Source organism: Vibrio metschnikovii CIP 69.14, assembly GCF_000176155.1.
Classification (GTDB): domain Bacteria; phylum Pseudomonadota; class Gammaproteobacteria; order Enterobacterales; family Vibrionaceae; genus Vibrio; species Vibrio metschnikovii.
Window position 1 is genome coordinate 1,752,625 of the sequence record NZ_ACZO01000006.1, and the last position, 25,453, is coordinate 1,778,077.

Annotated in this window: 24 protein-coding genes and 9 tRNA genes; 27 read left to right on the forward strand and 6 right to left on the reverse strand. The window is 46.0% G+C overall.

The window, feature by feature from the left end; all coding sequences use genetic code 11:
• The first annotated feature begins 77 nt into the window (after positions 1-77).
• Complete coding sequence (locus VIB_RS11255) at positions 78-980, forward strand: LysR family transcriptional regulator (RefSeq protein WP_004396047.1); 903 nt, start codon at positions 78-80, stop codon at positions 978-980.
• A 74-nt stretch (positions 981-1,054) separates the two neighbouring features.
• Here the strand turns inward: VIB_RS11255 and tkt are convergent, their stop codons facing one another.
• Positions 1,055-3,049 carry a transketolase gene (gene tkt, locus VIB_RS11260; protein ID WP_004396048.1) on the reverse strand — a complete coding sequence of 665 codons (1,995 nt, stop codon included), beginning with the start codon at positions 3,047-3,049 and terminating at the stop codon, positions 1,055-1,057.
• Between the two features lie 444 nt (positions 3,050-3,493).
• Between tkt and metK the strand changes: the two genes are divergently transcribed.
• From metK to ruvX, 7 genes are all read left to right on the forward strand, one after another.
• Positions 3,494-4,648: a methionine adenosyltransferase gene (gene metK, locus VIB_RS11265; RefSeq protein WP_004396049.1), complete on the forward strand. Its 1,155-nt coding sequence runs from the start codon at positions 3,494-3,496 to the stop codon at positions 4,646-4,648.
• Positions 4,649-4,741: 93 nt separating this feature from the next.
• Positions 4,742-5,230, forward strand: a complete 489-nt coding sequence (locus VIB_RS11270) for a SprT family zinc-dependent metalloprotease (RefSeq protein WP_040904929.1) — start codon at positions 4,742-4,744, stop codon at positions 5,228-5,230.
• Between the two features lie 85 nt (positions 5,231-5,315).
• Positions 5,316-6,029, forward strand: a complete 714-nt coding sequence (locus VIB_RS11275; RefSeq protein ID WP_040904705.1) for an endonuclease — start codon at positions 5,316-5,318, stop codon at positions 6,027-6,029.
• Between the two features lie 300 nt (positions 6,030-6,329).
• A complete protein-coding gene (gene rsmE / locus VIB_RS11280; RefSeq protein ID WP_004396051.1) occupies positions 6,330-7,061 on the forward strand; it encodes a 16S rRNA (uracil(1498)-N(3))-methyltransferase in 732 nt (243 codons plus the stop codon).
• A 14-nt stretch (positions 7,062-7,075) separates the two neighbouring features.
• Positions 7,076-8,032: a glutathione synthase gene (gshB, locus tag VIB_RS11285; protein ID WP_004396052.1), complete on the forward strand. Its 957-nt coding sequence runs from the start codon at positions 7,076-7,078 to the stop codon at positions 8,030-8,032.
• A 39-nt stretch (positions 8,033-8,071) separates the two neighbouring features.
• Positions 8,072-8,635 (forward strand): YqgE/AlgH family protein, encoded by a 564-nt coding sequence (locus VIB_RS11290; protein ID WP_040904706.1) that lies wholly within the window; start codon positions 8,072-8,074, stop codon positions 8,633-8,635.
• 60 nt (positions 8,636-8,695) lie between these two features.
• Positions 8,696-9,121 (forward strand): Holliday junction resolvase RuvX, encoded by a 426-nt coding sequence (gene ruvX / locus VIB_RS11295; RefSeq protein WP_004396054.1) that lies wholly within the window; start codon positions 8,696-8,698, stop codon positions 9,119-9,121.
• Positions 9,122-9,123: 2 nt separating this feature from the next.
• On the opposite strand, the gene VIB_RS11300 is transcribed toward ruvX, so the two are convergent.
• Complete coding sequence (locus VIB_RS11300; protein WP_004396055.1) at positions 9,124-10,230, reverse strand: PilT/PilU family type 4a pilus ATPase; 1,107 nt, start codon at positions 10,228-10,230, stop codon at positions 9,124-9,126.
• 10 nt (positions 10,231-10,240) lie between these two features.
• Complete coding sequence (locus tag VIB_RS11305; protein ID WP_004396056.1) at positions 10,241-11,278, reverse strand: type IV pilus twitching motility protein PilT; 1,038 nt, start codon at positions 11,276-11,278, stop codon at positions 10,241-10,243.
• 26 nt (positions 11,279-11,304) lie between these two features.
• Here VIB_RS11305 and VIB_RS11310 point away from each other — a divergent pair, with 26 nt between their 5' ends.
• The 6 genes from VIB_RS11310 (at position 11,305) to hemW (ending at position 15,686) form a co-directional block, all read left to right on the forward strand.
• Positions 11,305-12,021: a YggS family pyridoxal phosphate-dependent enzyme gene (locus tag VIB_RS11310; RefSeq protein ID WP_004396057.1), complete on the forward strand. Its 717-nt coding sequence runs from the start codon at positions 11,305-11,307 to the stop codon at positions 12,019-12,021.
• 82 nt (positions 12,022-12,103) lie between these two features.
• Complete coding sequence (gene proC / locus VIB_RS11315; protein WP_004396058.1) at positions 12,104-12,922, forward strand: pyrroline-5-carboxylate reductase; 819 nt, start codon at positions 12,104-12,106, stop codon at positions 12,920-12,922.
• Between the two features lie 52 nt (positions 12,923-12,974).
• Complete coding sequence (locus VIB_RS11320; protein WP_040904707.1) at positions 12,975-13,532, forward strand: YggT family protein; 558 nt, start codon at positions 12,975-12,977, stop codon at positions 13,530-13,532.
• Positions 13,532-13,825, forward strand: a complete 294-nt coding sequence (yggU, locus tag VIB_RS11325; protein WP_004396060.1) for a DUF167 family protein YggU — start codon at positions 13,532-13,534, stop codon at positions 13,823-13,825. Before VIB_RS11320 ends, yggU begins: the two co-directional genes overlap by 1 nt.
• A 92-nt stretch (positions 13,826-13,917) precedes the next feature.
• On the forward strand, positions 13,918-14,523 hold the full coding sequence (locus VIB_RS11330) for an XTP/dITP diphosphatase (RefSeq protein WP_040904708.1): 606 nt from the start codon (positions 13,918-13,920) through the stop codon (positions 14,521-14,523).
• Entirely contained in the window at positions 14,517-15,686 is a 1,170-nt protein-coding gene (gene hemW / locus VIB_RS11335) for a radical SAM family heme chaperone HemW (RefSeq protein WP_040904709.1), read from the forward strand. The genes VIB_RS11330 and hemW overlap by 7 nt, the downstream gene beginning before the upstream one ends.
• 56 nt (positions 15,687-15,742) lie before the next feature.
• On the opposite strand, the gene glsB is transcribed toward hemW, so the two are convergent.
• Together glsB and trmB are read right to left on the reverse strand one after the other, a co-directional pair.
• Positions 15,743-16,663: a glutaminase B gene (glsB, locus tag VIB_RS11340; RefSeq protein WP_004396063.1), complete on the reverse strand. Its 921-nt coding sequence runs from the start codon at positions 16,661-16,663 to the stop codon at positions 15,743-15,745.
• Between the two features lie 191 nt (positions 16,664-16,854).
• The gene (gene trmB, locus VIB_RS11345; RefSeq protein ID WP_004396064.1) at positions 16,855-17,574 is read right to left on the reverse strand and encodes a tRNA (guanosine(46)-N7)-methyltransferase TrmB; all 720 of its coding nucleotides are present in this window, start codon (positions 17,572-17,574) and stop codon (positions 16,855-16,857) included.
• Positions 17,575-17,783: 209 nt separating this feature from the next.
• Here trmB and mutY point away from each other — a divergent pair, with 209 nt between their 5' ends.
• From mutY to VIB_RS11405, 12 genes are all read left to right on the forward strand, one after another.
• Entirely contained in the window at positions 17,784-18,839 is a 1,056-nt protein-coding gene (gene mutY, locus VIB_RS11350; RefSeq protein ID WP_004396065.1) for an A/G-specific adenine glycosylase, read from the forward strand.
• Between the two features lie 20 nt (positions 18,840-18,859).
• Entirely contained in the window at positions 18,860-19,135 is a 276-nt protein-coding gene (locus VIB_RS11355) for an oxidative damage protection protein (RefSeq protein ID WP_004396066.1), read from the forward strand.
• A gap of 95 nt (positions 19,136-19,230) precedes the next feature.
• On the forward strand, positions 19,231-20,361 hold the full coding sequence (gene mltC, locus VIB_RS11360; protein WP_004396067.1) for a membrane-bound lytic murein transglycosylase MltC: 1,131 nt from the start codon (positions 19,231-19,233) through the stop codon (positions 20,359-20,361).
• Between the two features lie 108 nt (positions 20,362-20,469).
• Positions 20,470-20,545: transfer RNA gene (locus tag VIB_RS11365), tRNA-Phe, on the forward strand.
• A 53-nt stretch (positions 20,546-20,598) separates the two neighbouring features.
• Positions 20,599-20,674 (forward strand) — tRNA-Thr (locus VIB_RS11370).
• 6 nt (positions 20,675-20,680) lie between these two features.
• Positions 20,681-20,756, forward strand: a tRNA-Phe gene (locus VIB_RS11375).
• Between the two features lie 12 nt (positions 20,757-20,768).
• Positions 20,769-20,844: transfer RNA gene (locus VIB_RS11380), tRNA-Asn, on the forward strand.
• A 438-nt stretch (positions 20,845-21,282) separates the two neighbouring features.
• Positions 21,283-21,358, forward strand: a tRNA-Phe gene (locus tag VIB_RS11385).
• 53 nt (positions 21,359-21,411) lie between these two features.
• Positions 21,412-21,487: transfer RNA gene (locus VIB_RS11390), tRNA-Thr, on the forward strand.
• A 16-nt stretch (positions 21,488-21,503) separates the two neighbouring features.
• Positions 21,504-21,579, forward strand: a tRNA-Asn gene (locus VIB_RS11395).
• 36 nt (positions 21,580-21,615) lie between these two features.
• A tRNA-Thr gene (locus tag VIB_RS11400) sits at positions 21,616-21,691 on the forward strand.
• A gap of 15 nt (positions 21,692-21,706) precedes the next feature.
• Positions 21,707-21,782 (forward strand) — tRNA-Asn (locus tag VIB_RS11405).
• Between the two features lie 134 nt (positions 21,783-21,916).
• Here the strand turns inward: VIB_RS11405 and djlA are convergent.
• Positions 21,917-22,765, reverse strand: a complete 849-nt coding sequence (gene djlA, locus VIB_RS11410) for a co-chaperone DjlA (protein ID WP_004396068.1) — start codon at positions 22,763-22,765, stop codon at positions 21,917-21,919.
• 146 nt (positions 22,766-22,911) lie between these two features.
• On the opposite strand from djlA, the gene lptD reads away from it, so the two are divergent.
• Positions 22,912-25,269 (forward strand): LPS assembly protein LptD, encoded by a 2,358-nt coding sequence (lptD, locus tag VIB_RS11415; RefSeq protein WP_004396069.1) that lies wholly within the window; start codon positions 22,912-22,914, stop codon positions 25,267-25,269.
• Positions 25,270-25,453 lie beyond the last annotated feature (184 nt).

Below are 25,453 nucleotides of genomic sequence, written 5' to 3' on the forward strand. Positions count from 1 at the left end.
GAGATAGACCGACAGATGGAATAGTCAGTCCCAGATATGGAACAACACGATTATTGAATAACGAGGCCACTGTTATCATGCATGATTTAAGTGCTATCAAAGCCTTCCATGCACTCTGTCAGCACAAAAGTCTGACCGCTGCCGCTAAAGCGCTTGAACAACCAAAATCGACACTAAGTCGACGGCTTGCTATGCTCGAAAGTGATTTAGGGCAAGCGCTGATCACTCGTCAAGGCAACCGGCTCACATTAACTAAGGCCGGACAAGTGTTTGCCGTTTATACGGAACAATTGCTTGAATTGGCATCAAGAGGTATTGAAGCTCTTCAAGAGCTGAACAATCAAATCAGCGGTAATCTGACGTTAGTCGTTCATCCCAACTTGGTCCGAGGGTGGATAAGTCACGTACTCGATGAATTTATGCTGGCACACCCCGAAGTAACCATTCGAGTACACAGTCACTATGTGGCCGAAAATAGCTTGTTAGAACCTGATTTGATGATTTGGATCGGGGCTATCACCCCCTCTGGATGGCGGCGCGAGCTTCTCGGCAATTGGCATTATTCACCGTATGCTTCTCCGAATTATTTAGCCACTCACCCCAAGCCCGAACATCCTGAGCAGCTTATAAATCATACTTGGATAGATTTTATCGCCTGTCGCCAAGAAGGATTAACCCTAACTCATCCGACTCAAGGAGACTGGGTATTACCAGCACTGAAAAGTCGTTTACAAAGTGATAGCTTAGCCATGCAAGCCGACGCGATAGCCAAAGGGCGAGGAATTGGCTTGCTACCAACTTGGTTTGCAGAAGGCTTTGAACGTGCTCATCCTGGGAGCCTTGCTGCTTGCTTACCTGAATGGTTATCTCCACCCAGTGAGGTGGCTTGTTACTATCCAGCGGGGCGTCACCCTTTGCGTTTACGCTTATTTATTGATGCTTTGCGTCACGCTTGCCCTAATGAATGGAAAACGGCCTAGCAGCATAGAAAAAGCCCAGCAAATAAGCTGGGCTCAGTTAGAACTCAATATCAACCATTAAGCCAATAGTTCGTTTAAGCCAACAGTTCGTTAGCGGTTTTCACCACATTTTCAGTCGTAAAACCAAACATTTTGAACAGTTGATCCGCTGGTGCCGATTCACCGAACGTCGTCATGCCGATGATCTTGCCGCCAAAACCAACGTACTTGTGCCAGAAATCCGCAATGCCTGCTTCGATCGCGATACGCTTGGTCACGTCTGCAGGTAATACCGCTTCACGATACGCTGCATCTTGCTTGTCGAAAGCATCGGTCGATGGCATTGAAACCACGCGAACGTGCTTACCTTCAGCGGTTAGCTGCTCTGCCGCTTTCACCGCGAGCTCCACTTCAGAGCCGGTCGCAATCAAGATAAGCTCTGGTTTGCCAGCGCAATCTTTAAGGATATAACCACCTTTGGCGATATCAGCCACTTGCGCTGCCGTACGAGGCTGCTGAGCGAGGTTTTGACGTGAGAAGATCAGCGCTGATGGCGCCTCTTTACGTTCAATCGCCAGTTTCCATGCTACTGCAGATTCCACTTGGTCACAGGGACGCCATGTGCTCATGTTTGGTGTTAAGCGTAGAGAAGCAACTTGCTCAACCGGTTGGTGAGTCGGACCATCTTCACCCAGACCGATAGAGTCGTGAGTGTAGACTTGGATATTTTGGATTTTCATCAGCGCCGCCATACGCAGTGCGTTACGGGCGTATTCCATAAACATTAAGAAGGTCGCGCCGTAAGGGACAAAGCCACCGTGCAACGCGATACCGTTCATAATGGCGGTCATACCAAATTCACGCACACCGTAATGAATGTAGTTACCAGAGAAATCTTCAGCGGTGAGTGATTTTGAGCCAGACCACATGGTCAGGTTTGACGGTGCTAGGTCTGCAGAGCCGCCCATAAATTCTGGTAATAATTTACCGAACGCTTCAAGGGCATTTTGTGATGCTTTACGTGAAGCAATGTTGGCCGGGTTAGCTTGTAATTCAGCAATGATAGCATTGGCTTGCTCTTCCCACTGCGCTGGAAGATCGCCATTAACGCGGCGTTTAAACTCAGCCGCTTCTGCTGGGTACTCGGCGGCGTAAGCAGCGAACTTCTCATCCCAAGCCGCTTCTTTAGCTTGACCTGCTTCTTTAGCGTCCCACTGAGCGTAAATATCAGCAGGAATTTCAAATGGGCCATATTGCCAACCCAGGAATTCACGAGCCGCTTTAATTTCATCATGGCCTAATGGCGCGCCATGGCAGTCATGCGAGCCAGCTTTATTTGGCGAGCCAAAACCAATAATGGTTTTGGTACAGATCAATGTTGGACGAGGATCGGCTTTGGCCGCTTCAATCGCCGCGTTGATCGCCTCTGCATCATGGCCATCAACCGCTGGGATCACATGCCAGCCATAAGCTTCAAAACGCTTAGGCGTGTCATCAGAGAACCAACCTTCAACATGGCCGTCAATCGAGATGCCGTTGTCATCCCAAAACGCGATAAGCTTACCAAGGCCAAGCGTGCCTGCCAGTGAGCAGGCTTCGTGAGAAATGCCTTCCATCAAGCAGCCATCACCCATAAACACATAAGTAAAGTGATCAACGATGTCGTGACCTGGCTTGTTGAACTGAGCCGCGAGCGCTTTTTCAGCCATCGCCATGCCCACCGCATTGGTAATCCCCTGACCGAGAGGACCGGTCGTGGTTTCAATACCTGGCGCGTAACCGTATTCTGGATGGCCTGGAGTTTTAGAATGCAGTTGACGGAAGTTCTTTAGGTCGTCGATAGAAAGTTCGTAACCACTTAAGTGCAGCAGTGAGTAAATCAGCATTGAGCCATGGCCGTTAGACAGCACAAAACGGTCGCGGTCAGCCCACTGAGGATTTTGTGGGTTGTGATTGAGATGTGAGCGCCACAGCACTTCAGCGATATCCGCCATGCCCATTGGGGCTCCCGGATGCCCAGAGTTAGCTTGTTGAACACCATCCATGCTTAACGCACGAATCGCGTTAGCCAGTTGTTTACGCGAAGACATATCAGCTCCTAAAAAGCGATGAAATAAAAAGCGATCTCCCAAACCAATCAAAGTTGCAAATCAACGATGAGTGCTCTCGCTCCTACCAGTAACACTATTGCTCTGAATAGAAGGCAAACCAAATCACTGAACCGCCGCCGCTTAAAGTGGGAAGGGTATAGAAAAAGTGCTCAATATTGTCGCAAAGCCCCTTACGCTCTGCAAACCTTTTACTGCCTCTTGGGCTGATTTTTGCAATCGGTTACATGAAATTTCATCGTAATTATAAAAACATCACAAAACCAAGCAAACGTTTGGCCATAAGATAAACTAAAAAAGAGCTTGTAATTTGAGCATTGAAAACTAGAATAGACGTCTAGATGTAGAAACGCCTACATATTGAACAATTTTACCGACGCGTTTATCGAATAACGGGTCGCTACTAATATGAAAATTGGAGCTATCATGGCTAAACATTTGTTTACTTCTGAATCTGTATCAGAAGGTCATCCTGATAAAATTGCCGACCAAATCTCTGACGCGGTTCTTGATGCCATTTTAGAACAAGATCCAAAAGCTCGTGTCGCGTGTGAAACCTATGTCAAAACCGGAATGGTCATGGTTGGCGGTGAAGTAACCACGTCAGCGTGGGTGGATATTGAAGAGCTGACTCGCCAGACCGTACGTGAAATTGGTTATGTTAACTCTGAGATGGGCTTTGATGCCAACTCGTGTGCGGTACTCAATACCATTGGTAAACAGTCGCCAGATATCAACCAAGGCGTTGATAAAGCCGATCCTAAAGATCAAGGCGCAGGTGACCAAGGCATCATGTTTGGTTACGCTTGTAATGAAACCGAAGTGCTGATGCCAGCACCCATTACCTATGCACACCGTTTAATGCAGCGTCAAGCTGAAGTGCGTAAAAATGGTAGCCTAGCTTGGTTGCGTCCGGATGCAAAATCTCAGGTCACTTTCCAATATGACCAAGGTAAGATCGTTGGCATTGATGCTGTGGTACTTTCTACTCAGCATTGTGATTCCGTCTCTACCGCTGATCTGCGCGAAGGCGTGATGGAAGAAATTATCAAGCCAGTGTTACCTGCTGAATGGCTAACCAAAGACACCAAATACTTCATTAACCCAACTGGTCGTTTCGTGATTGGTGGTCCAATGGGTGACTGTGGCTTAACGGGTCGTAAAATTATCGTCGATACCTACGGCGGCGCAGCACGTCATGGTGGTGGTGCTTTTTCTGGTAAAGATCCATCCAAAGTTGACCGCTCTGCGGCTTATGCCGCGCGCTATGTTGCGAAAAACATTGTGGCTGCCGGTCTTGCGGATCGCTGTGAGATTCAACTTTCTTACGCCATTGGTGTCGCCGATCCAACGTCGATCATGGTAGAAACCTTCGGTAGCGAGAAAGTATCGCACGATATTATCATTGAAGCGGTCCGTCAGTTCTTCGACTTACGTCCTTACGGTTTACAAGAAATGCTCAGCTTACTACAGCCGATCTACAAGAAGACTGCCGCGTATGGTCACTTTGGTCGCGAAGAATTCCCTTGGGAAGCCACCGATAAAGCCGCCCTACTGCGTGACTTTGCCGGTTTAAAATAATTATCCATAGCCGAAATGGCTTACTCTCCAAGGAGTGGTAAGCCATGATTGGATAAACCTCAGATCCGTCTGAGGTTTTTTATTGGAGGTCCTTTGATCAATTTTGAATTGCATGACCGTGCCCAGCAGCAAATACAACGCTGTATTGAGCGGGCCTCAGAATACTTTAATACCCCTTTCTCCCTACCGAACCTCAGCCTAAAGCTACGCGGCAAAACCGCAGGTAAAGCCTATTTACAACGCTGGGAAGTTCGCTTAAATCCGATTTTATTGGCTGAAAATCCGCAAGCTTTTATCGATGAAGTGATCCCCCATGAAATTGCTCACCTGATCACTTATCAACGTTATGGACGAGTACGTCCTCACGGTCGTGAATGGCAATCCGTTATGTCACAGGTGTTTAATCTGCCACCCAGAACCACTCACAGCTTCGATGTTGGCTCTGTCCAGGGTAAAACCTTTGCTTATCGCTGCGCGTGTCAAGTTCACTCATTATCAATTCGTCGTCATAACAAGGTGTTGCGTCAACAAAGCAGCTATCATTGCCGCCACTGTCAAACACCTCTGGTCTTTACTGGATAAACCGGCTCCTCATTCATCTATCAATAGGCAAGTCATTTTTTGAGTGATAGACTGCGGAAAATCATACTTATCTCAGTCTTTTGCCATGTTTTATTTACGTTTGCTGTCCATTTTAGGTTTATTTTTTTTTACTACCAGTAGCCTCGCTTCTGCCCCAACTTCTTTTGCTCAAGCCAAACGTATCGCCGTTAAACTTTATCAAGATCATCCGGTTAGCTTCTACTGTGGCTGTGAGATTAGCTGGCAAGGCCAACGAGGTATTCCTGATCTTGAAGGCTGTGGCTATGAAGTTCGCAAACAAGCCACACGCGCCAATCGAATTGAATGGGAGCACGTGGTTCCTGCTTGGCAGTTTGGTCATCAGTTACAATGTTGGCAAGAAGGCGGACGCAAACACTGTGCACGCCACGATGAGCAATTTCGCCAAATGGAGGCCGATTTACACAACCTCACTCCCGCGATTGGTGAAGTGAATGGCGATCGCTCTAACTTCAATTTTAGTCAATGGAATGGGATTGATGGCGCGACGTATGGTCGCTGTGAAATGCAAATTAACTTTGCGCAGCGTAAAGCGATGCCACCAGAAAGAGCACGAGGCGCAATCGCAAGAACTTACTTATACATGAGCCAACACTATGGCTTTAAGCTCTCCAAACAACAAGCTCAACTGATGCAAGTTTGGGATACTCAATACCCAGCTGATGAGTGGGAGTGTGAACGTAACCGACGCATTACCACCATTCAAGGTCACTCCAATCCGTTTGTTGATACACAGTGTTCTCGTCGCCACCGTGAATAGAGCTAAGATCGTCATCAACAACAATGACTAAAACTTCAAGCTGAGCGCTTAAACGACTAGGGACAGTGTCATTGCATCTTGAACGGTGACCGTCCCTCAAACGCCGAAGAAGAAGATATTTCCCTTCAACGCAGTGATCAGGTGAGCTATCATCACTAGATTGTGGTTATCAAGACATAGGTCGGGTAACACGGATACTCCATGACTTGAACCCGCCACTTAACGTACCAATATTATCCATACTGTGCGATCTTCAAGTCACCAAAGTATCGCTTTGTCATCAATTATTAGGAACTTGGCATGCGTATTCCTCGAATTTATCATCCCTCCCCTATCCACCAATTGGGCACGCTTGCCCTCAGTGACGACGCCGCCAATCATATCGGTAAAGTCCTGCGTATGCAGCCCGGTCAATCGGTGACGTTGTTTGATGGGAGTGATGCTGAATTTCCTGCGGTGATCAGTGAGATCAGCAAAAAACAGCTGACCGTTGACATTCAGCAACGCATTGAAAAAAGCATTGAATCGCCGCTCAATTTACATCTTGGGCAAGTCATTTCTCGCGGTGATAAAATGGAGTTTACTATTCAAAAATCGGTCGAACTTGGCGTGAATACTATTACGCCTTTATTATCAGAGCGTTGTGGGGTAAAACTGGACCCGAAACGCTTTGAGAAAAAGCTGCAGCAATGGCAAAAAATCGCGATTGCCGCTTGTGAACAATGTGGCCGAAATATCGTTCCAGTTATCCGCCCAGTGATGGAATTAGAAGCCTGGTGCGCAGAGCCTAGTCAGGCACTCAAACTCAATTTACACCCTCGCGCCTCCTATTCGATCAATACTTTACCTGAGCCGGTAAACAAAGTCCGTTTATTGATAGGCCCAGAAGGTGGCCTATCTGAGCAAGAAATTGCCATGACCGAACAATACCACTTTGCAGAAACGCTGCTCGGTCCTCGCGTACTGCGCACCGAAACCGCAGCACTGACTGCTATTACAGCGCTACAAGTTCGTTTCGGCGATCTTGGCTAACTCGGAGAAATTCAATGATTAAACTTGGCATCGTGATGGATCCCATTTCATCAATTAATATTAAAAAAGATTCCAGCTTTGCCATGATGCTTGAAGCACAGCGTCGTGGTTATCAAATTCATTATATGGAAATGGCTGATCTGCACTTAGAACAAGGTGTGGCTCTGGCGGATACTAAAGTGGTCAGCGTCAAAGAAGATCCCGCGGCTTGGTATCAATTTCAGTCAGAGCAAACCATTCGTCTCGCGGATCTTGATGCCGTATTGATGCGCAAAGATCCCCCTTTTGATACCGAATATATTTACGCAACGTATATTCTGGAAAGAGCGGAAGAAGAAGGCACACTGATCGTCAATAAACCGCAAAGCCTGCGTGATTGTAATGAAAAATTATTTACCGCTTGGTTTCCAGAATTAACCCCTACCACGATGGTGACTCGTAAAGCGGAAAAAATTAAAGCCTTTCGCGAGCAACACGGCGATGTGATTTTAAAACCGCTCGATGGTATGGGTGGCTCATCGATTTTTCGCATTAAACAAGGCGATCCTAACGTGTCGGTGATCATCGAAACGCTGACCAATCACGGACAAACCTACTGCATGGCACAAACCTTTGTCCCCGATATCAGTAACGGTGACAAACGGATCCTAGTCGTCGATGGTGAGCCAATGCCATACTGCTTAGCACGTATTCCTGCTCAAGGTGAGACCCGTGGTAACTTAGCGGCTGGAGGAAGGGGAGAAGCTCGACCACTGAGTGAAACCGATAAAGCGATTGCGTTAGCCGTGGCTCCAACATTAAAAGAAAAAGGCTTGATCTTTGTCGGTCTTGATGTGATTGGTGATAAACTCACCGAAATCAATGTCACTAGCCCAACCTGTATTCGTGAAATCGAAGCCGCTTTTGATATCTCGATTACCGGCAAGCTGATGGATGCGATTGAACGTCGTATTAAGGCCTTATCTATGTAGGAGCTTAGCGCTCCTCAATACCAAAGGATTGAAGATTAGATGAATCTGACTAATCATTTTCTCGTTGCCATGCCCAGTATGCAAGATCCTTACTTCAAACGCAGCGTGATCTACGTCTGTGAACATAATGAAGAGGGTGCAATGGGGCTAATGATCAATGCTCCGATCGATATTACGGTCAGTGGGATGCTAAAACAGGTCGAGATCGAGCCCGCTTACCCGCACTCTCGCGAGCAAAGCCTAAAGAAACCGGTCTTTAACGGTGGGCCGATTTCCGAAGATCGTGGATTTGTTCTGCATCGAATGAAAGATCATTATGAGTCGACGATGAAGATGACCGACGATATTGCGGTGACCACTTCGAAAGATATCCTCTGTGTACTCGGTACTGAGGCGGAACCGAATGGTTATATTGTCGCATTAGGTTACTCTGGTTGGTCTCCAGGCCAATTAGAACAAGAGTTAACCGAAAACTCTTGGCTAACCATTGAAGCGGATGCCGATTTAATCTTTGATACGCCAGTCCATGAAAAATGGCAAAAAGCGATTCAAAAATTAGGCATTAATCCCGCCCAACTGGCCCCTCAATCAGGTCATGCCTAACTTAACCTTTAAGGCGCATTAACCATCGAGTTAATGCGCCACAGCAATGAGACGTTTATTATGTCGCGTACCATTATGGCCTTTGATTTCGGCACTAAAAGTATCGGTAGTGCTATCGGTCAAGAAATTACCGGAACGGCCTCGCCATTAAAAGCCTTTAAAGCCAATGATGGCATCCCCAATTGGGATGAGATAGAAAAACAAATCAAAGAGTGGCAGCCCAATCTATTAGTGGTTGGCTTACCCACTGACTTACATGGCAAAGATTTAGATACCATCACTCCGCGGGCGAAAAAATTTGCTAACCGCTTACACGGACGCTTTGGCTTACCCGTTGAGCTGCACGATGAACGCCTATCGACGGCAGAGGCTCGCTCCGAGCTGTTTGCTCATGGCGGCTACAAGGCACTCAGTAAAGGCAATATAGACTGCCAATCAGCGGTCGTGATCTTAGAAAGCTGGTTTGAAAGACAATGGGCAAACTAGCCTCACTCCATATCAATCTTTATATTATCCAAGGCACCAGAAGAGTAGCCCTCTCCACGCTGGGTTTTGAGCATAAGGCGTAAATCATTAGCTGAATCGGCGCTGTGTAGCGCATCTTGCTCAGTGATTTTGTCGTCAATTACCAATTGATACAGCGCTTGATCGAAGGTTTGCATTCCCACTTCTTTCGATTTAGCCATGGTTGCTTTTAATTCATGCAAATCGCCACGGCGGATCAAATCCGCCATTCTTGGACTATTGAGCAAAATCTCGAACACGCCATGACGCCCTTTACCTTGTTTATCACGCAGCAGTTGCTGACCAATCACTCCTTTTAAGTTCATCGATAAATCAAACAGAAACTGTTCTTTTTTCTCTTTCGGCATCAAATGTAAAATACGCTCTAAGGCTTGGTTGGCATTGTTGGCGTGTAAGGTTGCCATACATAAATGCCCGGTTTCGGCAAAGGTCATCGCGTATTCCATGGTTTCACGACTGCGTATTTCACCAATCAGAATCATATCCGGCGCTTGGCGAAGTGAGTTTTTCAATGCCACTTCATAGCTCTCAGTATCTAAGCCGACTTCACGCTGAGTCACAATACAGCCTTGATGAGGATGAACAAATTCAATCGGATCCTCGACAGTAAGAATGTGCCCGCGGGTTTTCAAATTACGATAACCGGTCATCGCGGCCATGGTGGTTGATTTTCCCGATCCTGTCGCGCCTACCACTAACACTAAACCCCGCTTGGTTAGCGCCAGATCTTTAAGCACCTCCGGCAACTGCAAGTCATCAAAACTAGGAATTTGCGTTTCGATCCGGCGAATGACGGCACCCGGTAGCTCACGCTGGAAAAAGGCACTGACTCGGAAACGGCCAAAATCACGCACAATCGCAAAATTGGCCTCGCGTGTTTGGTTAAACTCCGTTTGTCGGTCGCTATCCATCATCCGTAATAGCAACCCTTTGACCTGAGCTTCACTTAACGCTTCCCCTTGAGGTTGGAGATCGCCATTAACGCGATACAAAATTGGAGCCGCGACGGTGATGTAGAGATCGGACGCCCCTTGGGTGAGCATCTCTTGTAGTATTTGATCCAATTGCATGATGTGTTCCTTAGAATGATGAATTATCTAGACCCAGTTTTTGTTGTACCTCTGGTAAATCCACAACCCCTTGAGCCACCAACTGCTTAGCATGCTGCTCCATGGTTTGCATCCCATGCGCAGCGCCCGTTTGGATGATCGAATACATCTGTGCGACTTTATCTTCCCGGATCAAGTTACGGATCGCAGGAGTGGCTAACATAATTTCGTGACACGCCACACGCCCTCCTCCGACTCGCTTAAACAGTTTTTGCGCAATCACCGCACGCAGCGATTCCGATAACATCGAACGCACCATGTCTTTATCGCTACCCGGGAATACATCGATAATCCGATCAATGGTTTTTGCGGCAGAGCTAGTGTGTAGCGTACCAAACACTAAATGTCCCGTTTCAGCGGCGGTTAACGCTAAACTGATTGTCTCTTGATCACGCAGCTCACCGACTAAGATCACATCAGGGTCTTCTCGCAGCGCCGAACGTAACGCATTTTTAAAACTATGCGTATCGCGATGAACTTCACGCTGGTTAATCAAACACTTATTATTGCTATGCACAAATTCTATCGGATCTTCAATGGTCAAAATGTGTTTATTATGATGAGTATTGATATAATCAACCATTGCCGCCAACGTTGTCGATTTACCGGATCCAGTGGGGCCAGTAACAAGGACTAACCCTTTCTCATAATTGGATATTTTTCGAAAGATCTCCGGAGCATTCAACTGATCCAAAGTTGGGATCACTGTAGGAATCGTTCGAAATACGGCGGAGCTGCCGCGCGACTGATGAAAGGCATTAACCCGAAAACGTCCCACATTCGGTAGCTCAAAGGAAAAATCGACTTCGAGGCGCTCTTCATATTCACTGCGCTGGGCATCATTCATGATGGCAAAGATTAATCGATGCACGTCAGCATGACTAAAAGCGGGCACTCCCAGCTTACGGACTTCACCATCAATCCGGACCATGGGCGGAACACCTGCAGAAAGATGTAGATCTGACGCATTATGCTTTACACTAAAATCCAGTAACTCTGAGATATCCATTTATTTTTCCTTAATAAAGTCGAGCCATGAGTAGTATTCAACAAAACATTGAACAGATCACCTCACAGATGAAGAGCGCACAACAAAAGTGTGGTCGCTCTCCAAGCTCTGTGCAACTTTTAGCGGTCAGTAAAACCAAACCTGTCGAGGCAATTCTCGAAGCAGCCCTTGCTGGGCAACTTGCTTTTGGAGAAAACTATGTTCAGGAAGGGGTGAATAAAATTCGCTATTTTGCTGAGCATCATCCACAACTCGATTTAGAATGGCATTTTATTGGTCCATTGCAATCCAATAAAACTCGTCTTATTGCCGAACATTTTGACTGGATGCACACCCTAGATAGAGCAAAAATCGCTCAGCGACTGAGTGAGCAACGCCCGGCTCACAAAGCACCGTTACAGGTCTTGATTCAGGTAAACACCAGTGGTGAAACCTCAAAATCCGGTATTAGTGAGCAAGCGTTGTTTCCCTTAGCAGAGTTGATTTCTGAACTACCGAACCTCACATTAAGAGGGTTGATGTCCATCCCTGAGAACGTCGCTGATTATGCTGAGCAATTGGTTGCTTTTCAGCGCTTAGCTGACCTGCAAGCACGCTTAACGGAACGCTATCCAGCACTGGATACTCTATCAATGGGGATGAGTGGTGATATGCAAGCGGCCATCGAAGCCGGCAGTACAATGGTACGCATAGGAACGGCGATTTTTGGCCAGCGCGATTATCCAACCTCAACGAAACCATGATCCTTGCTCAAAGCAGGTTTACTTTTCGTCGAACAATGACCCGCTACCACCAGAGTAGCCAACTGTAGGATAGAACATCATTATGGAACAAAGAACGATTGCTTTTATTGGCGCAGGAAATATGGCTCATGCGATCATCGCTGGCCTGATTGCCAGTGGTTATCCAGCGCAGCGGATCATTGCCAGCGCGCCGTCCCAAGCCAACTTAGCCTCGTTACATACTCAGTATGCGATTAAAACCACCAGCGATAATCTCGCCGCCGCTCAGCAAGCGGATGTCGTGGTGCTGGCGGTAAAACCTCAATTAATGGCTGAAGTATGTCAACCGATGCAAGCTATTGATTGGTCAAATAAATTAGTTATTTCTATCGCCGCGGGGATTTCGGTAGCGCGCTTGCAACAATTGCTCAATACTCAACCTGCGTTAGTACGGGTGATGCCAAACACCCCCTCATTGGTTAATCAAGGCATGGCAGGGTTATTTGCCGCACCAGAGGCAAGTGAAAGTGACAAAAACTTCACTGAGCAGTTGATGAGTTCGGTGGGAAAAACTTGCTGGGTGAGTGAAGAATCAGCAATCAATAGTGTCATCGCCGCCGCAGGTAGCGCACCGGCCTACTTTTTCTTGTTTATGGAAGCCATGCAAGCCGAGGCAATCGCTCAGGGATTTGATAAGCAAACCGCACGCTTATTGGTGGAGCAGTCGGCGTTAGGCGCAGCGCAGATGGTTGCAGCAAACCCGCAGCTAGAGCTAGCAACCTTACGTGAGCAAGTGACATCCAAAGGAGGCACGACAGCACAAGCTATCGCAACCTTTGAGCAGCATCAGCTATCGGATATCGTTGCTAAGGCCATGCGTGCCGCAGTCCATCGTGCGCAAGAGATGGAAAAACTATTTTAAATAGACCGCCATTTCAGTACTCTATTCATTAATTTATCATAAGGGCTTTCTCATGAATGCTATGAGCTTTTTAATCTCCACCTTGTTTGATATCTATATCATGGTGGTTATTCTGCGTGTTTGGCTACAAGCCGCTCGCGCCGATTTTTATAATCCGTTTTCACAATTTATTGTCAAAACCACTCAACCCGTGGTTGCGCCATTACGTCGAATGATCCCCTCGGTGGGTAATCTGGACCTTGCCACCATCCTCTTTGCTTATGTGTTATCGGTGCTCAAATTCGTCGTCCTGATCCTGATGGTCTCTAAGGGTGCGATGGTCTTCAGTCTCGATTTCTTATGGTTTGGCTTATTGTCTTTAGTCAAAGCAGCCGGTGGATTACTGTTTTGGATCTTACTGATCCGGGCGATTTTGAGCTGGGTCAGCCAAGGACGTAGCCCAATAGAGTTTGTTTTCCATCAATTAACCGAACCTATGCTAAGCCCTATTCGCCGGATCATCCCAGCGATGGGTGGTTTCGATTTAAGCATTTTAGTGCTGTTTATTATTCTACAATTCGCTAACTTTTTAATGGGTGATTTCATTGGCCCCATTTGGTATCAGTTGTAATGTCAATCGCTTGGCTTGATGGGCAAGATCTTTGCCTGCGGATTTATGTCCAACCTAAAGCCAGCCGCGATAGTTTAGTGGGGCAGCACGGTGATGAGCTCAAAATAGCCATCACTGCGCCACCTGTTGATGGAAAAGCGAATGCCCATTTAAGCCGCTATCTTGCCAAACTGTGTAAAGTATCGAAAAGCGCGGTTGAAATAGAAAAAGGCCAGCTAGGGCGGCATAAACAAGTACGCATCCTCTCACCTACGGTGATCCCTGCCGAAATTCAAGCTCTGTTCCCCACTTAATGTGGGGAATTTTTTTCTCCGAACTGTTGTACAATAACCGTTAGCGATGACGACAAGTCTCATCGAGCTCCCCATTCAGACGTGAGAGATTTATGAATAAGATTGTTTTAGCCACTGGTAACCGAGGAAAAGTCGCGGAAATGGCCGATTTATTAGCCGATTTCGGTTTTGAGGTTATCGCACAAAGTGAATTAAATGTGCCAGATGCTGATGAAACAGGCTTAACCTTTATTGAAAATGCCATCATCAAAGCACGTCATGCCGCTGCCCTTACTGGTCTACCAGCGATTGCCGATGATTCTGGACTCGAGGTTGACTATCTTGATGGCGCACCGGGCATTTATTCTGCGCGCTATGCCGGAGCTAATGCTTCAGATAACGATAACCTGCAAAAGTTATTGACCACCTTAGAAGGAGTGCCGAGTGAACAGAGAACCGCTCGCTTTCACTGTGTTTTAGTCTATCTGCGCCATGCTAACGACCCAACACCTCTGGTTTGTCATGGTCAGTGGCAAGGTGAAATCTTAACTGAGCCTCGCGGTGAGCATGGCTTTGGTTACGATCCCATTTTCTGGGTTCCCGAAGAAAACTGCGCTTCTGCCCAGTTACCTGCCGCCCGTAAAAAGCAGCTCTCTCATCGCGCTAAGGCTCTACAATTACTGTTCCAAGCCTTAAAAGAGCAACGCGCCTCATGCTAACACCGCCCAAGTTGAGCTTGTACGCCCATATCCCGTGGTGCGTACAAAAATGCCCTTATTGCGATTTTAACTCTCACGCCTTAAAAGAAGAGATCCCTGAAACGCAATATATCGCAGCACTACTGGAAGATCTGGATCGTGATATTGAGCGCTATCAGCTTGCTAACGATCCAAGGCGATTGCATTCGATCTTTATCGGCGGGGGGACGCCGAGCTTAATTTCACCACAAGGCATCGAAGATTTGATTGACGGCATCGCCGCGCGCATTCCGTTTCAACCAGAGATTGAGATCACCATGGAAGCCAACCCCGGTACGATTGAAGCTGAGCGTTTCGCGGCTTATCGCATCGCAGGCGTCACTCGAATCTCGATTGGCGTACAAAGCTTTGCCGCCGAGAAGTTAGCCCACTTAGGTCGTATTCATGGCCAACAAGAGGCAGTACGTGCGGCAAAACTGGCGCATACCATTGGTTTAAAAAGCTTTAATTTGGATTTAATGCACGGCCTGCCCGATCAAAGCCTAGCGCAAGCCTTGGATGATTTAGACCAAGCGATAACGTTAAATCCTCCTCACCTGTCTTGGTATCAATTAACCATTGAACCCAATACGCTGTTTTATTCCAAACCGCCAACTCTACCCGATGATGATGCGCTGTGGGATATTTTTGAACTTGGCCATCAAAAACTCACTGAGGCAGGTTATGTACAGTATGAAATCTCTGGCTACAGCAAGCCTGGTTATCAATGCCAACATAACCTCAATTACTGGCGATTTGGTGACTATCTGGGCATTGGCTGTGGAGCGCACGGCAAATTGAGCTTTGCTGATGGCCGAATTATTCGCACCACTAAAATCAAGCATCCACGTGGTTACTTAGCGGCTTATCAAAATATGGTGAAGCCTTATTTGAGTGATGAACAGCTCGTTGCCGAAAGCGATCGTCCTTTTGAATTTTTCATGAACCGATTTCGTCTGCTCGAAGCGTGTCCAAAACAAGATTTCATCACCACAACAGGGCTAGCGTTAAGTGTAATTGAGCCAACCATCCAATGGGCGTGTGAGATGAATTATCTAACCCAAGATGCCACCTCGTGGCAGATCACTGAACACGGTAAGCTATTTTTGAATGATTTACTGGCGGCATTTATGGCTGAAGAGTAACTCAATAACAACTCGCTACTGACAATCGAATGATTGCCAGTAGCCATTTTAATCAGCTAGAAAATGGAACGGCCAATACGCTCAGATAGCAGCTCCAGCGCTTTAGTGCCCGCTAACGAATTACCTGATTGATCAAGCTCAGGAGACCAAACCGCAATGGTCATCTCACCGGGTACAATAGCAATGATGCCACCACCGACCCCCGATTTACCCGGCATGCCCACTCGATAAGCAAATTCACCCGCACCATCATAAAGACCACAGGTAGCTAATAACGCATTGATTTGCTTACTTTGCGTCACACTAACCACGCGCTGACCCGTGTGTACCGATACCCCTTTGTTGGCCAAATAGCTGAATGTTTTGGCTAATTCAACACAGCTCATTTTTAGTGCACAAGCGTGAAAATAGTTATTTAAGACCGGAATCACTTCGTTTTCAAAATTACCAAACGAGCGCATTAAATAAGCAATCGAAGCATTACGATCACTGTGCATCATTTCCGACGCTGCCACCACTTTGTCATAGATGATCTGCTCTTCACCACTTAACTGACGCACAAATTCCAGCAAACGCTGGCGAGGGGCGGATAAGCGGCTATAAAGCATATCCGCGATCACAATCGCTCCGGCATTAATAAATGGATTACGCGGGATGCCCTGCTCCATTTCCAGCTGAATCAATGAATTAAAAGCTTGTCCAGAAGGCTCTTTGCCAACCCGCTGCCACAGCTCCTCTGGCTGATATAAACCCATCGCCAAGGTTAAACTTAACGCTTTGGAAATGGATTGGATGGAAAATCCCTCCTGCGCATCACCAGCAGCAAAGATCTCGCCTTGGTTAGTGTAAACCGCGATACCGAGTTTATCGCTCGCCACTTGGGCCAGCGCGGGAATGTAGTTAGCCACTTTGCCTTGTCCAATCAATGGACGAACTTCATCGAGAATGGTCGCTAAAATAGCGGAGCTTGGTTTCATAGTCTGAGTTTACTTTTATTATTATTGCCGCTGAAAACAATGGAACGGCCAAATGAGTTACCGTCTCATCGCCCAACAGATTTTTAATGTAGGGAGAGTCAAAAAAGCCAACACGATAAACCATGTTGGCTAAGTTCTAAGCAGTATCTTGCCGAGCTTGATACTTGTCCAGCATAAACTGGTAGGACAGGTTAATTCACTCGTTGGAATTTAATATCCCATACGCCATGGCCTAGGCGATGGCCGCGCTGTTCAAACTTGGTTAACGGACGCTCTTCTGGACGTGGAATATAATCCCCTTCCTGCGCGAGATTACGATAACCAGGTGCTTGATTCATCACTTCAATCATATGCTCAGCGTAATTTTCCCAGTCCGTTGCCATATGAAACACCCCTTCGCCAACGATCAGTTTTTGTCGCACCATTTCTGCAAACTCTAACTGCACAATACGGCGCTTATGGTGACGTTTTTTATGCCAAGGATCAGGAAAAAACAGTTGTAGCGTCGCCAAGCTATTATCAGGGATCATGTTAGCAAAAACTTCAACCGCATCGTGGCACATCACTCGTAAGTTAGTCACACCAGCATCGCGGGCGGAAGCCAAACAAGCGCCAACACCAGGGCTATGCACTTCAATACCAATGAAATTTTTATGTGGGGCATTTTTTGCCATTTCAACCAATGAGGCTCCCATGCCAAACCCAATTTCTAACACCACTGGATTTTGGTTACCAAACACCTGAGCCCAATCCAGTAACTCGGTTTGATAATCAATCCCCATGGTTGGCCAGCAGGCTTTCATCGCCGCTTCTTGACCTTTGGTTAGTCGACCTTCACGACGCACAAAACTACGGATTCTACGTAGCACTTTGCCATCTTCTGTCAATTGATTGGTGGTAACTTCACTCATTGCGATTGCCTGTCTATTTTTTCGTCTTCACTCAAAGGGAGTGTGATTATCCAAAGAATTGCTTGCCATGCAAGTGTTATTATAGTCTAGCGCTTCACTAGAACGATCACCTGAAACCTTAAAGATACCCTTATAATTTATCGGTTGTACTCGACGGGCATTCTGTGGTGCAATTTTGATTCATTATTTTTATTATTACAGAGCATGTCGTGACTCCATTCGCTTCCGCAATTTTGACTTGGTATGACGCCTATGGGCGAAAGCATCTGCCTTGGCAGCAAAATAAAACGGCCTATACGGTATGGTTATCAGAAATCATGCTGCAACAAACCCAAGTAACCACAGTGATCCCTTATTACCAGCGCTTTGTTGAACGTTTTCCTAGTGTTGCTGACTTAGCGGCGGCTCAACAAGACGAAGTGCTACACCATTGGACCGGCCTTGGTTACTACGCTCGGGCGAGGAACTTACATAAAACTGCAAAGATCATTGTCGATCAGTATCAAGGCCAGTTTCCAACCGAGCTGGAGGCGATGAATGCGTTACCTGGTGTTGGTCGCTCGACAGCAGCGGCAGTGCTCTCTTCAGTGTTTAAAAAGCCGCATGCTATTTTAGATGGCAACGTTAAACGGACCCTAGCTCGCTGCTTTGCTGTTGAAGGATGGCCGGGAAAGAAAATCGTTGAAAACCAGCTTTGGCTGCATGCGGAGCAACAGACCCCAAGCGTCGATGTCGATAAATACAATCAAGCGATGATGGACATGGGAGCGATGATCTGTACCCGTAGCAAGCCAAAATGTACACTGTGTCCAGTGGAATCCTTATGTATTGCCAAGCAACAAGGTAACCCCTTAGATTATCCTGGTAAAAAACCGAAAAGCGACAAACCAGTCAAGCAAACGTGGTTTGTCATTCTTTATCATCAGGGTCAAGTCTGGCTTGAACAACGCCCACAAGTCGGGATTTGGGGCGGATTATACTGTTTTCCACAACATATCGATCAGCAGATTGAAACAACGTTAGCGCATCGTGCTGTACAAGATAACCACATTCAATCTCAGCGCACATTAATTGCCTTTCGGCATACTTTTAGTCATTACCATTTAGATATTACCCCGATTCTATTGGAACTGACTCATAAACCAGACATCATCATGGAAGGAACGAAAGGTCTTTGGTATAACTTACAACAGCCTGAAGAAATCGGCTTAGCAGCCCCTGTGAAGCAGTTGTTGCACAGCTTACCCTTTGAAATTCATCCGTAAACGATTAAGAGGAAGTCATTATGAGCCGCACGGTATTTTGTGCTCGATTACAGAAAGAAGCTGACGGTTTGGATTTTCAGCTCTACCCCGGAGAGCTGGGTAAACGTATTTTTGATCATATTTGTAAGCAAGCTTGGGCAGAGTGGCAAACCAAACAAACTATGCTGATCAATGAAAAAAAACTCAATATGATGGATCCTGAACACCGCAAATTTCTCGAAAATGAAATGGTCAATTTCCTCTTCGAAGGTAAAGAGGTCCATATTGAAGGTTATACTCCACCAAGCCAAGCTTGAGTTTCACAGATAATCTCTAGATAATTTGATCTTGCAGCTGTTTATTTTCGCTGCAAGATCAAATCAGCAGGGAAATTGATTTGCCTAGGAAAGCGATGAAAAAATCACTGTACTGTTTAACCACACTCTTACTCTTAGTCGGCTGCAGTCGTGAGTTTGTTGAACGTTTCTATGCGGTGGATTATGAGCCAACCAACCGTTTTGCAAAAAATCTCGCTCAATTACCCGGGCAATTTGAAAAAGACACCGCCGCATTAGATAGCTTGATCCTCAGTTTCTCTGGCAATATCGAACGTCGCTGGGGTAGCCGAGAAATCAAAATTGCTGGTAAAAGTAATTACGTAAAATACATCGATAATTACCTTAGCCGAACGGAAGTCAATTTTAGTGATGGTAAAATATTGGTTGAAACCATCTCACCCACGGATCCTCAAGGACACTTAAAAAGAGCGATCATCACCACGTTATTAACGCCTGACGATCCGGCTAGCGTCGATCTTTTTTCATCACAAAACATTGAGCTAAAAGGACAACCTTTCTTATACCAACAAGTTGTCGACCAAGATAAGCAACCCATTCAGTGGCGCTGGCGTGCCAACCGCTACGCCGATTACCTGATTGCTCATCACCTCAAAGTCAAACAAGTTGATTTTAAGAAAGCCTATTATGTTGAAATTCCGATGGTCGCGGATCAAATGCAGATCCGTAGCTACCAATACGCCGACATTGTTCGCCGAGCTTCCCGTAAATATGGTATTCCGGAAGATCTTATTTACGCGATCATCAAAACAGAAAGTAGCTTCAACCCTTATGCGGTCAGCTGGGCTAACGCTTATGGCTTAATGCAAGTAGTGCCGAAAACTGCGGGACGGGATGTGTTTAACTTGGTAAAAAATAAACCCGGTGAGCCAACACCTGAATACCTCTTTAATCCAGAAAATAACATAGATACCGGTACCGCCTATTTTTATCTACTCAAAAACCGTTATTTGAAAGATGTCCGTCATCCTCTTTCTCTTGAGTACAGCATGATTTCTGCTTACAACGGAGGCGCTGGCGGTGTTCTGCGAACATTCCATCAAGATCGACAGCGAGCCATGAATAATTTAAATAGCCTACAACCTAATCAGGTGTATTGGGCTTTGACCAACCGTCATCCTAATGCGGAAGCACGGCGCTACTTAGAAAAAGTAACTCAATTTAAACGAGAATTTAACGCGAAGTAATCTTTCACGCCCTACTTGCCTAAAATAGCGACACTTAAACCGGTTTTCTATTTTTTTTAAAATAGTGGTTGACGTACAGAGGGAAAATCCGTTTAATAGCGCTCCGTTGCCCGGATAGCTCAGTCGGTAGAGCAGAGGATTGAAAATCCTCGTGTCGGTGGTTCGATTCCGCCTCCGGGCACCACAAATTTTATTGTTGGTGCTGTAGTCAGTAACAACAAGCAATAAATTAAGTGCGCCGACTTAGCTCAGTAGGTAGAGCAACTGACTTGTAATCAGTAGGTCACCAGTTCGATTCCGGTAGTCGGCACCATTTATTGCCTCGATAGCTCAGTCGGTAGAGCAGAGGATTGAAAATCCTCGTGTCGGTGGTTCGATTCCGCCTCGAGGCACCATATTAAAGCTGTTCCTCCTTAGCTCAGTTGGTAGAGCGACGGACTGTTAATCCGCAGGTCGCTGGTTCGAGCCCAGCAGGAGGAGCCACTTTTCAAAGCCCAGTCATTGACTGGGCTTTTCTTTATCTAGCCATCACTGGCGATCACCCTATTCCCCCCTGCCACATTCAATGGTACGCAAACTGTTTGAACTAATCCGTCGATACTCTGTTCTACACCTTACCGAGAAGACAAGGTGATTTCTTTTTCAGCGCGATTAAAAAACTTTTATCGCGGACAACGTTTAACCACAAACCATTCACTCATCCTAGCTTGAGCTTAATCAAACGATTCTTCCCCATCCGATTAACGACACGATAAAGACGTTAAGTCTCAGGAGATATAAGAATTTACCGCTGTTTCTGTTAGCTTTTCTAAACAAAAATGGATAAAAACAGCCCACTAAGTATAGAAAATCAGCAAACGAGTTTTTTTTTGCATTTTACTGTTGACGAAGGATCGGAAAACTCGTTTAATACACCCCGTTGCCTCGATAGCTCAGTCGGTAGAGCAGAGGATTGAAAATCCTCGTGTCGGTGGTTCGATTCCGCCTCGAGGCACCATATTCTGATAGAGATTGGTGCAAGCGCAACCAGTATCTTAACTGATAAAGTGAGCCGGCTTAGCTCAGTTGGTAGAGCAACTGACTTGTAATCAGTAGGTCGCCAGTTCGACTCCGGCAGCCGGCACCATTATCAAAAAATCTGTTCCTCCTTAGCTCAGTTGGTAGAGCGACGGACTGTTAATCCGCAGGTCGCTGGTTCGAGCCCAGCAGGAGGAGCCACTATTATTAACCGATGACACGTCATCCGTTATTAATGCCGACTTAGCTCAGTAGGTAGAGCAACTGACTTGTAATCAGTAGGTCACCAGTTCGATTCCGGTAGTCGGCACCATTTTAAAAAATCTGTTCCTCCTTAGCTCAGTTGGTAGAGCGACGGACTGTTAATCCGCAGGTCGCTGGTTCGAGCCCAGCAGGAGGAGCCAAATTTTAAAGCCCAGTCATTGACTGGGCTTTTTTTATGGCAATTCAATGGTGATTAAAAAGGCTTATCCCTCTCAGAGATAAGCCTTGCGATGTCGAACCGTCACTGGACTTTAATCACCATACATAAACCGTTTCACTTAAACCCCTGCTCTTTCTTTATCAAATCATAAGCATGTTGGATCTCTTGTGATTTCTCTTTTGCCATGTTCATCATCTCAGGGGGTAAGCCTTTAGCCATCAATTTATCTGGGTGATGCTCATTCATCAATTTACGATAGGCCCGTTTAATGGTTTGTACATCCGCATCTTGATTAACACCCAGAACGGAAAAGGCATCGGCCAATCTATCTCGATTAGAGGGTTGCTGCCATTGACTCGACCCCGAACTTTGCTGTCCGGTAAAACCACCACTTTGCTGAAAACGAAACGCGGCTTCTTGCATACGTAAACGGCGCTCTAGTTGATCCGATGAGAATCCAAGTCCCTGAGCAATTTTATGTAAAACCTGACGTTCGCTTGGGTGTAAATCACCATCAGCAAAGGCAGCAGAAACTTGTAATTCAAGGAAGAATTGCATTAAATCAAATCGGCCACCCGTAAAAAAACGGACATTTTCTAATGTTTGTTGCAAAGGAAAGTCCGCTTCTTTACCTTCGCGAAAAGCATCTTGTGCAGCGCGGCGCTGGTCACCATGCAAGTTCATTCTGTCCATCATAATACTGGCCAATTGAATTTCTTGCTGGGTGACTTGACCTTTAGCTTTGGCAACGTGTCCCATCACAGCGAAAGCGGATTTAAAGAATTCTTCCTGTCTTTCGGTTTGTGTTGGTCCTGAACTGAATTGTCCATTTGTAAACGGGTTTTGGCTTCGATAACGAGCCTTATCAAACTGGTGGCCAAGAAATAGACCAAAGATTGCGCCCAATGGGCCGCCAAATAGCAGGCCAAAGAAAGCGCCAAGAATTTTGCCAAAAATATGCATTATGTGCTCTCAATCTATGAATTTTTTAGGTGTGCTGTGGTCTGATAGTGCCGGGAGCGTTATTTTCCTTTATGATAAGGAAGCATTTTATTGACTTAACACTCTTAAAGTCGGAATCAAACAGAACAACAGGATAGTACAACTCGATGTCACGTTTTTCCCGCACATTTTTAGCCGCTTCGATCAGCGCCGCGCTCTTTGCGCCACAGACTCAAGCAGAAGCAACGGTGGATAACAGTGTGCAGGAACTGCCCACTCTTGATCAATGCTTAGTGAATGAACCCGAGTCGGAAAATCCGAATCCACAGCCTATCAAGGTCAAAGCGGATAAGCTAGAAGCAATTAGTGGTCAGCGCGCCACTTATTCTGGCGATGTCGTCGTTCTACAAGGACAAAAACAGATCCGCGCTAATAATGTGACACTCCATCAACAAGAAAATATTGTTGTGGCCGAAGGTAATGTGACCTTTAGTGATGGTCAAGTCAAAGCAACCTCAGATAGAGTGACCAATCAACTCAATATTGATCAAATCACATTAGAGAACACCCAATATCAGTTTTTATGTCAACCGGGTCGCGGTCATGCCGCTTATATCGCCAAAACTGGTAAAACCATTTATGAGATTGAAGATGGCTCAATCACTTCTTGTCCAGAAGGTGATAGCGCTTGGCGTTTGCGTGCCTCAAGTATTGACGTTGACCAAGACGCTGAACAAGCGACGTTTTACAATCCTCGTTTAGAGATCCAAAACGTCCCCGTGTTCTATTTACCTTATCTCACGGTACCGATTGGCGATACTCGTAAAACGGGTTTCCTCTATCCAGATATTTCCTATGGTTCACGTGATGGTTTTGAAATCTCAGTTCCTTTTTATTGGAACTTAGCGCCTAACTACGATTTAGAAACCACTCTGCGTTATATGGATAATCGTGGGACTCAGTTAAATACCGTGTTTCGTTATCTCACCGAATTTGGTTCTGGTAGCCTCAAAGGTGAATTTTTACCTGATGATGAATTACATCCAGAACAAGGGAAACGTTGGGGTTTCCAATATCGCCACGATGGTATTTATCAACAAGCATGGAAACTGGATCTGGATTACTCCCGTGTCAGTGATGTCGAGTATTTTTCAGATTTAAGCTCAGGGATTGGTAATCGAGAAGATGGCCAACTGATGCAGCAAGCACGAGTGACTTACCGCTCTTCCGCATGGGATACCTCATTGTTGGCAAGAGACTTTCAAGTATTAACCGATAAAGATAACCTCCCCTATCGATTAATGCCGCAAGTCGCTTTTAACTACTATGCACCAGAGCTGCTGCGCTATCTAGATGTAGACATTAAAAGCCACATTTCACGTTTTGAAACCGATGCAATCGGTAAACCGTCGGCAACTCGTGCCCATATCGAACCCGGTATTAGCATCCCGCTAGGAAACACATGGGGAACATGGACCACAGAAGCAAGGCTGTTAGCGACCTATTACCAACAAGATTTATCTGGCGTGATCAGTAGTGATTACCAAGAATTAGAAGAAAGTGTATCAAGGGTTATTCCTGAATTCAGAACGCATGCCGGTATCGTCTTAGAACGAGACACCACGCTATTTAATGGCTATACCCAAACGCTTGAACCACAAGTTCAGTACTTGTATGTTCCAAAAGAAAACCAACAAAATATCGCACGTTATGATACGACATTATTACAAACCGATTACTACGGCCTATTCAGAAGTAGAAAGTACAGCGGCGTAGATTTTATCTCTGCCGCCAACCAAGTCAGCTACGGCGCATCAACGCGGTTTTTTGATGACCAATACAAAGAACGACTAAACATCGCGTTTGGACAAATTTTCTATATCGATAAAGGCTTAAAATCGAGTAATACCGATACGAGCCAAGTGGAAGATACGCAATCGAACTATTCCGCTTGGGCGGTAGAAATGGATTTTAATTACGATGATTTTCTCTTTTATCACGGCGGCATTCAGTACGACATCGACACCAGTGCGATGCAATTGGCCAACAGTACCTTGGAATACCGATTTAACGGCGGCTATCTACAAACCAATTATCGTTACGTTACCAAAGAGTATATCGAAGATACGGTGGGTGACAGTATTCCGGTGAGCAGTATTACTCGACGAGGGATATCTCAAGCAGGCCTACTTGGCGGCTATCAGCTTTCTCATAAATGGCATGTTACTGGACAATATTTTTACGACATGACCACCAATGAAGCACTGGAATGGCTGGTGGGCATTCGCTATACCTCTGATTGCTGGTACATGGGTTTCTCTTACAGTAATCAGTTAAAAGATTGGAATAGAACCCCAAATGGCGATTATCTGGGTTTCGAAGATCCAAACTATGAAAATAACTTTAGTTTTAACATTGGTATTATCGGCTTTGGCACCAAAGTGAGCTCCAGTGAAAGCATGGCTGGAATTAAAAGTTCTGATAATTCCTTGGGTTATGGACGCCCGTTTTTCTTAAATAATTAGGGCAGTAAATTTGGGCATCTAAGCCTAAAAACTCTGAATTTTCCGAATATCCCCAAACTACTTGGAGTTGTAGGTAGGCGATAAGTGAGTGAGTCCCAATGAACATAGACAGACTATGTGATTGCGGCGAACGAACATAGCCAACATCGCTGTAGCTTCATCAAGTAGAAAGGGGATAATGACC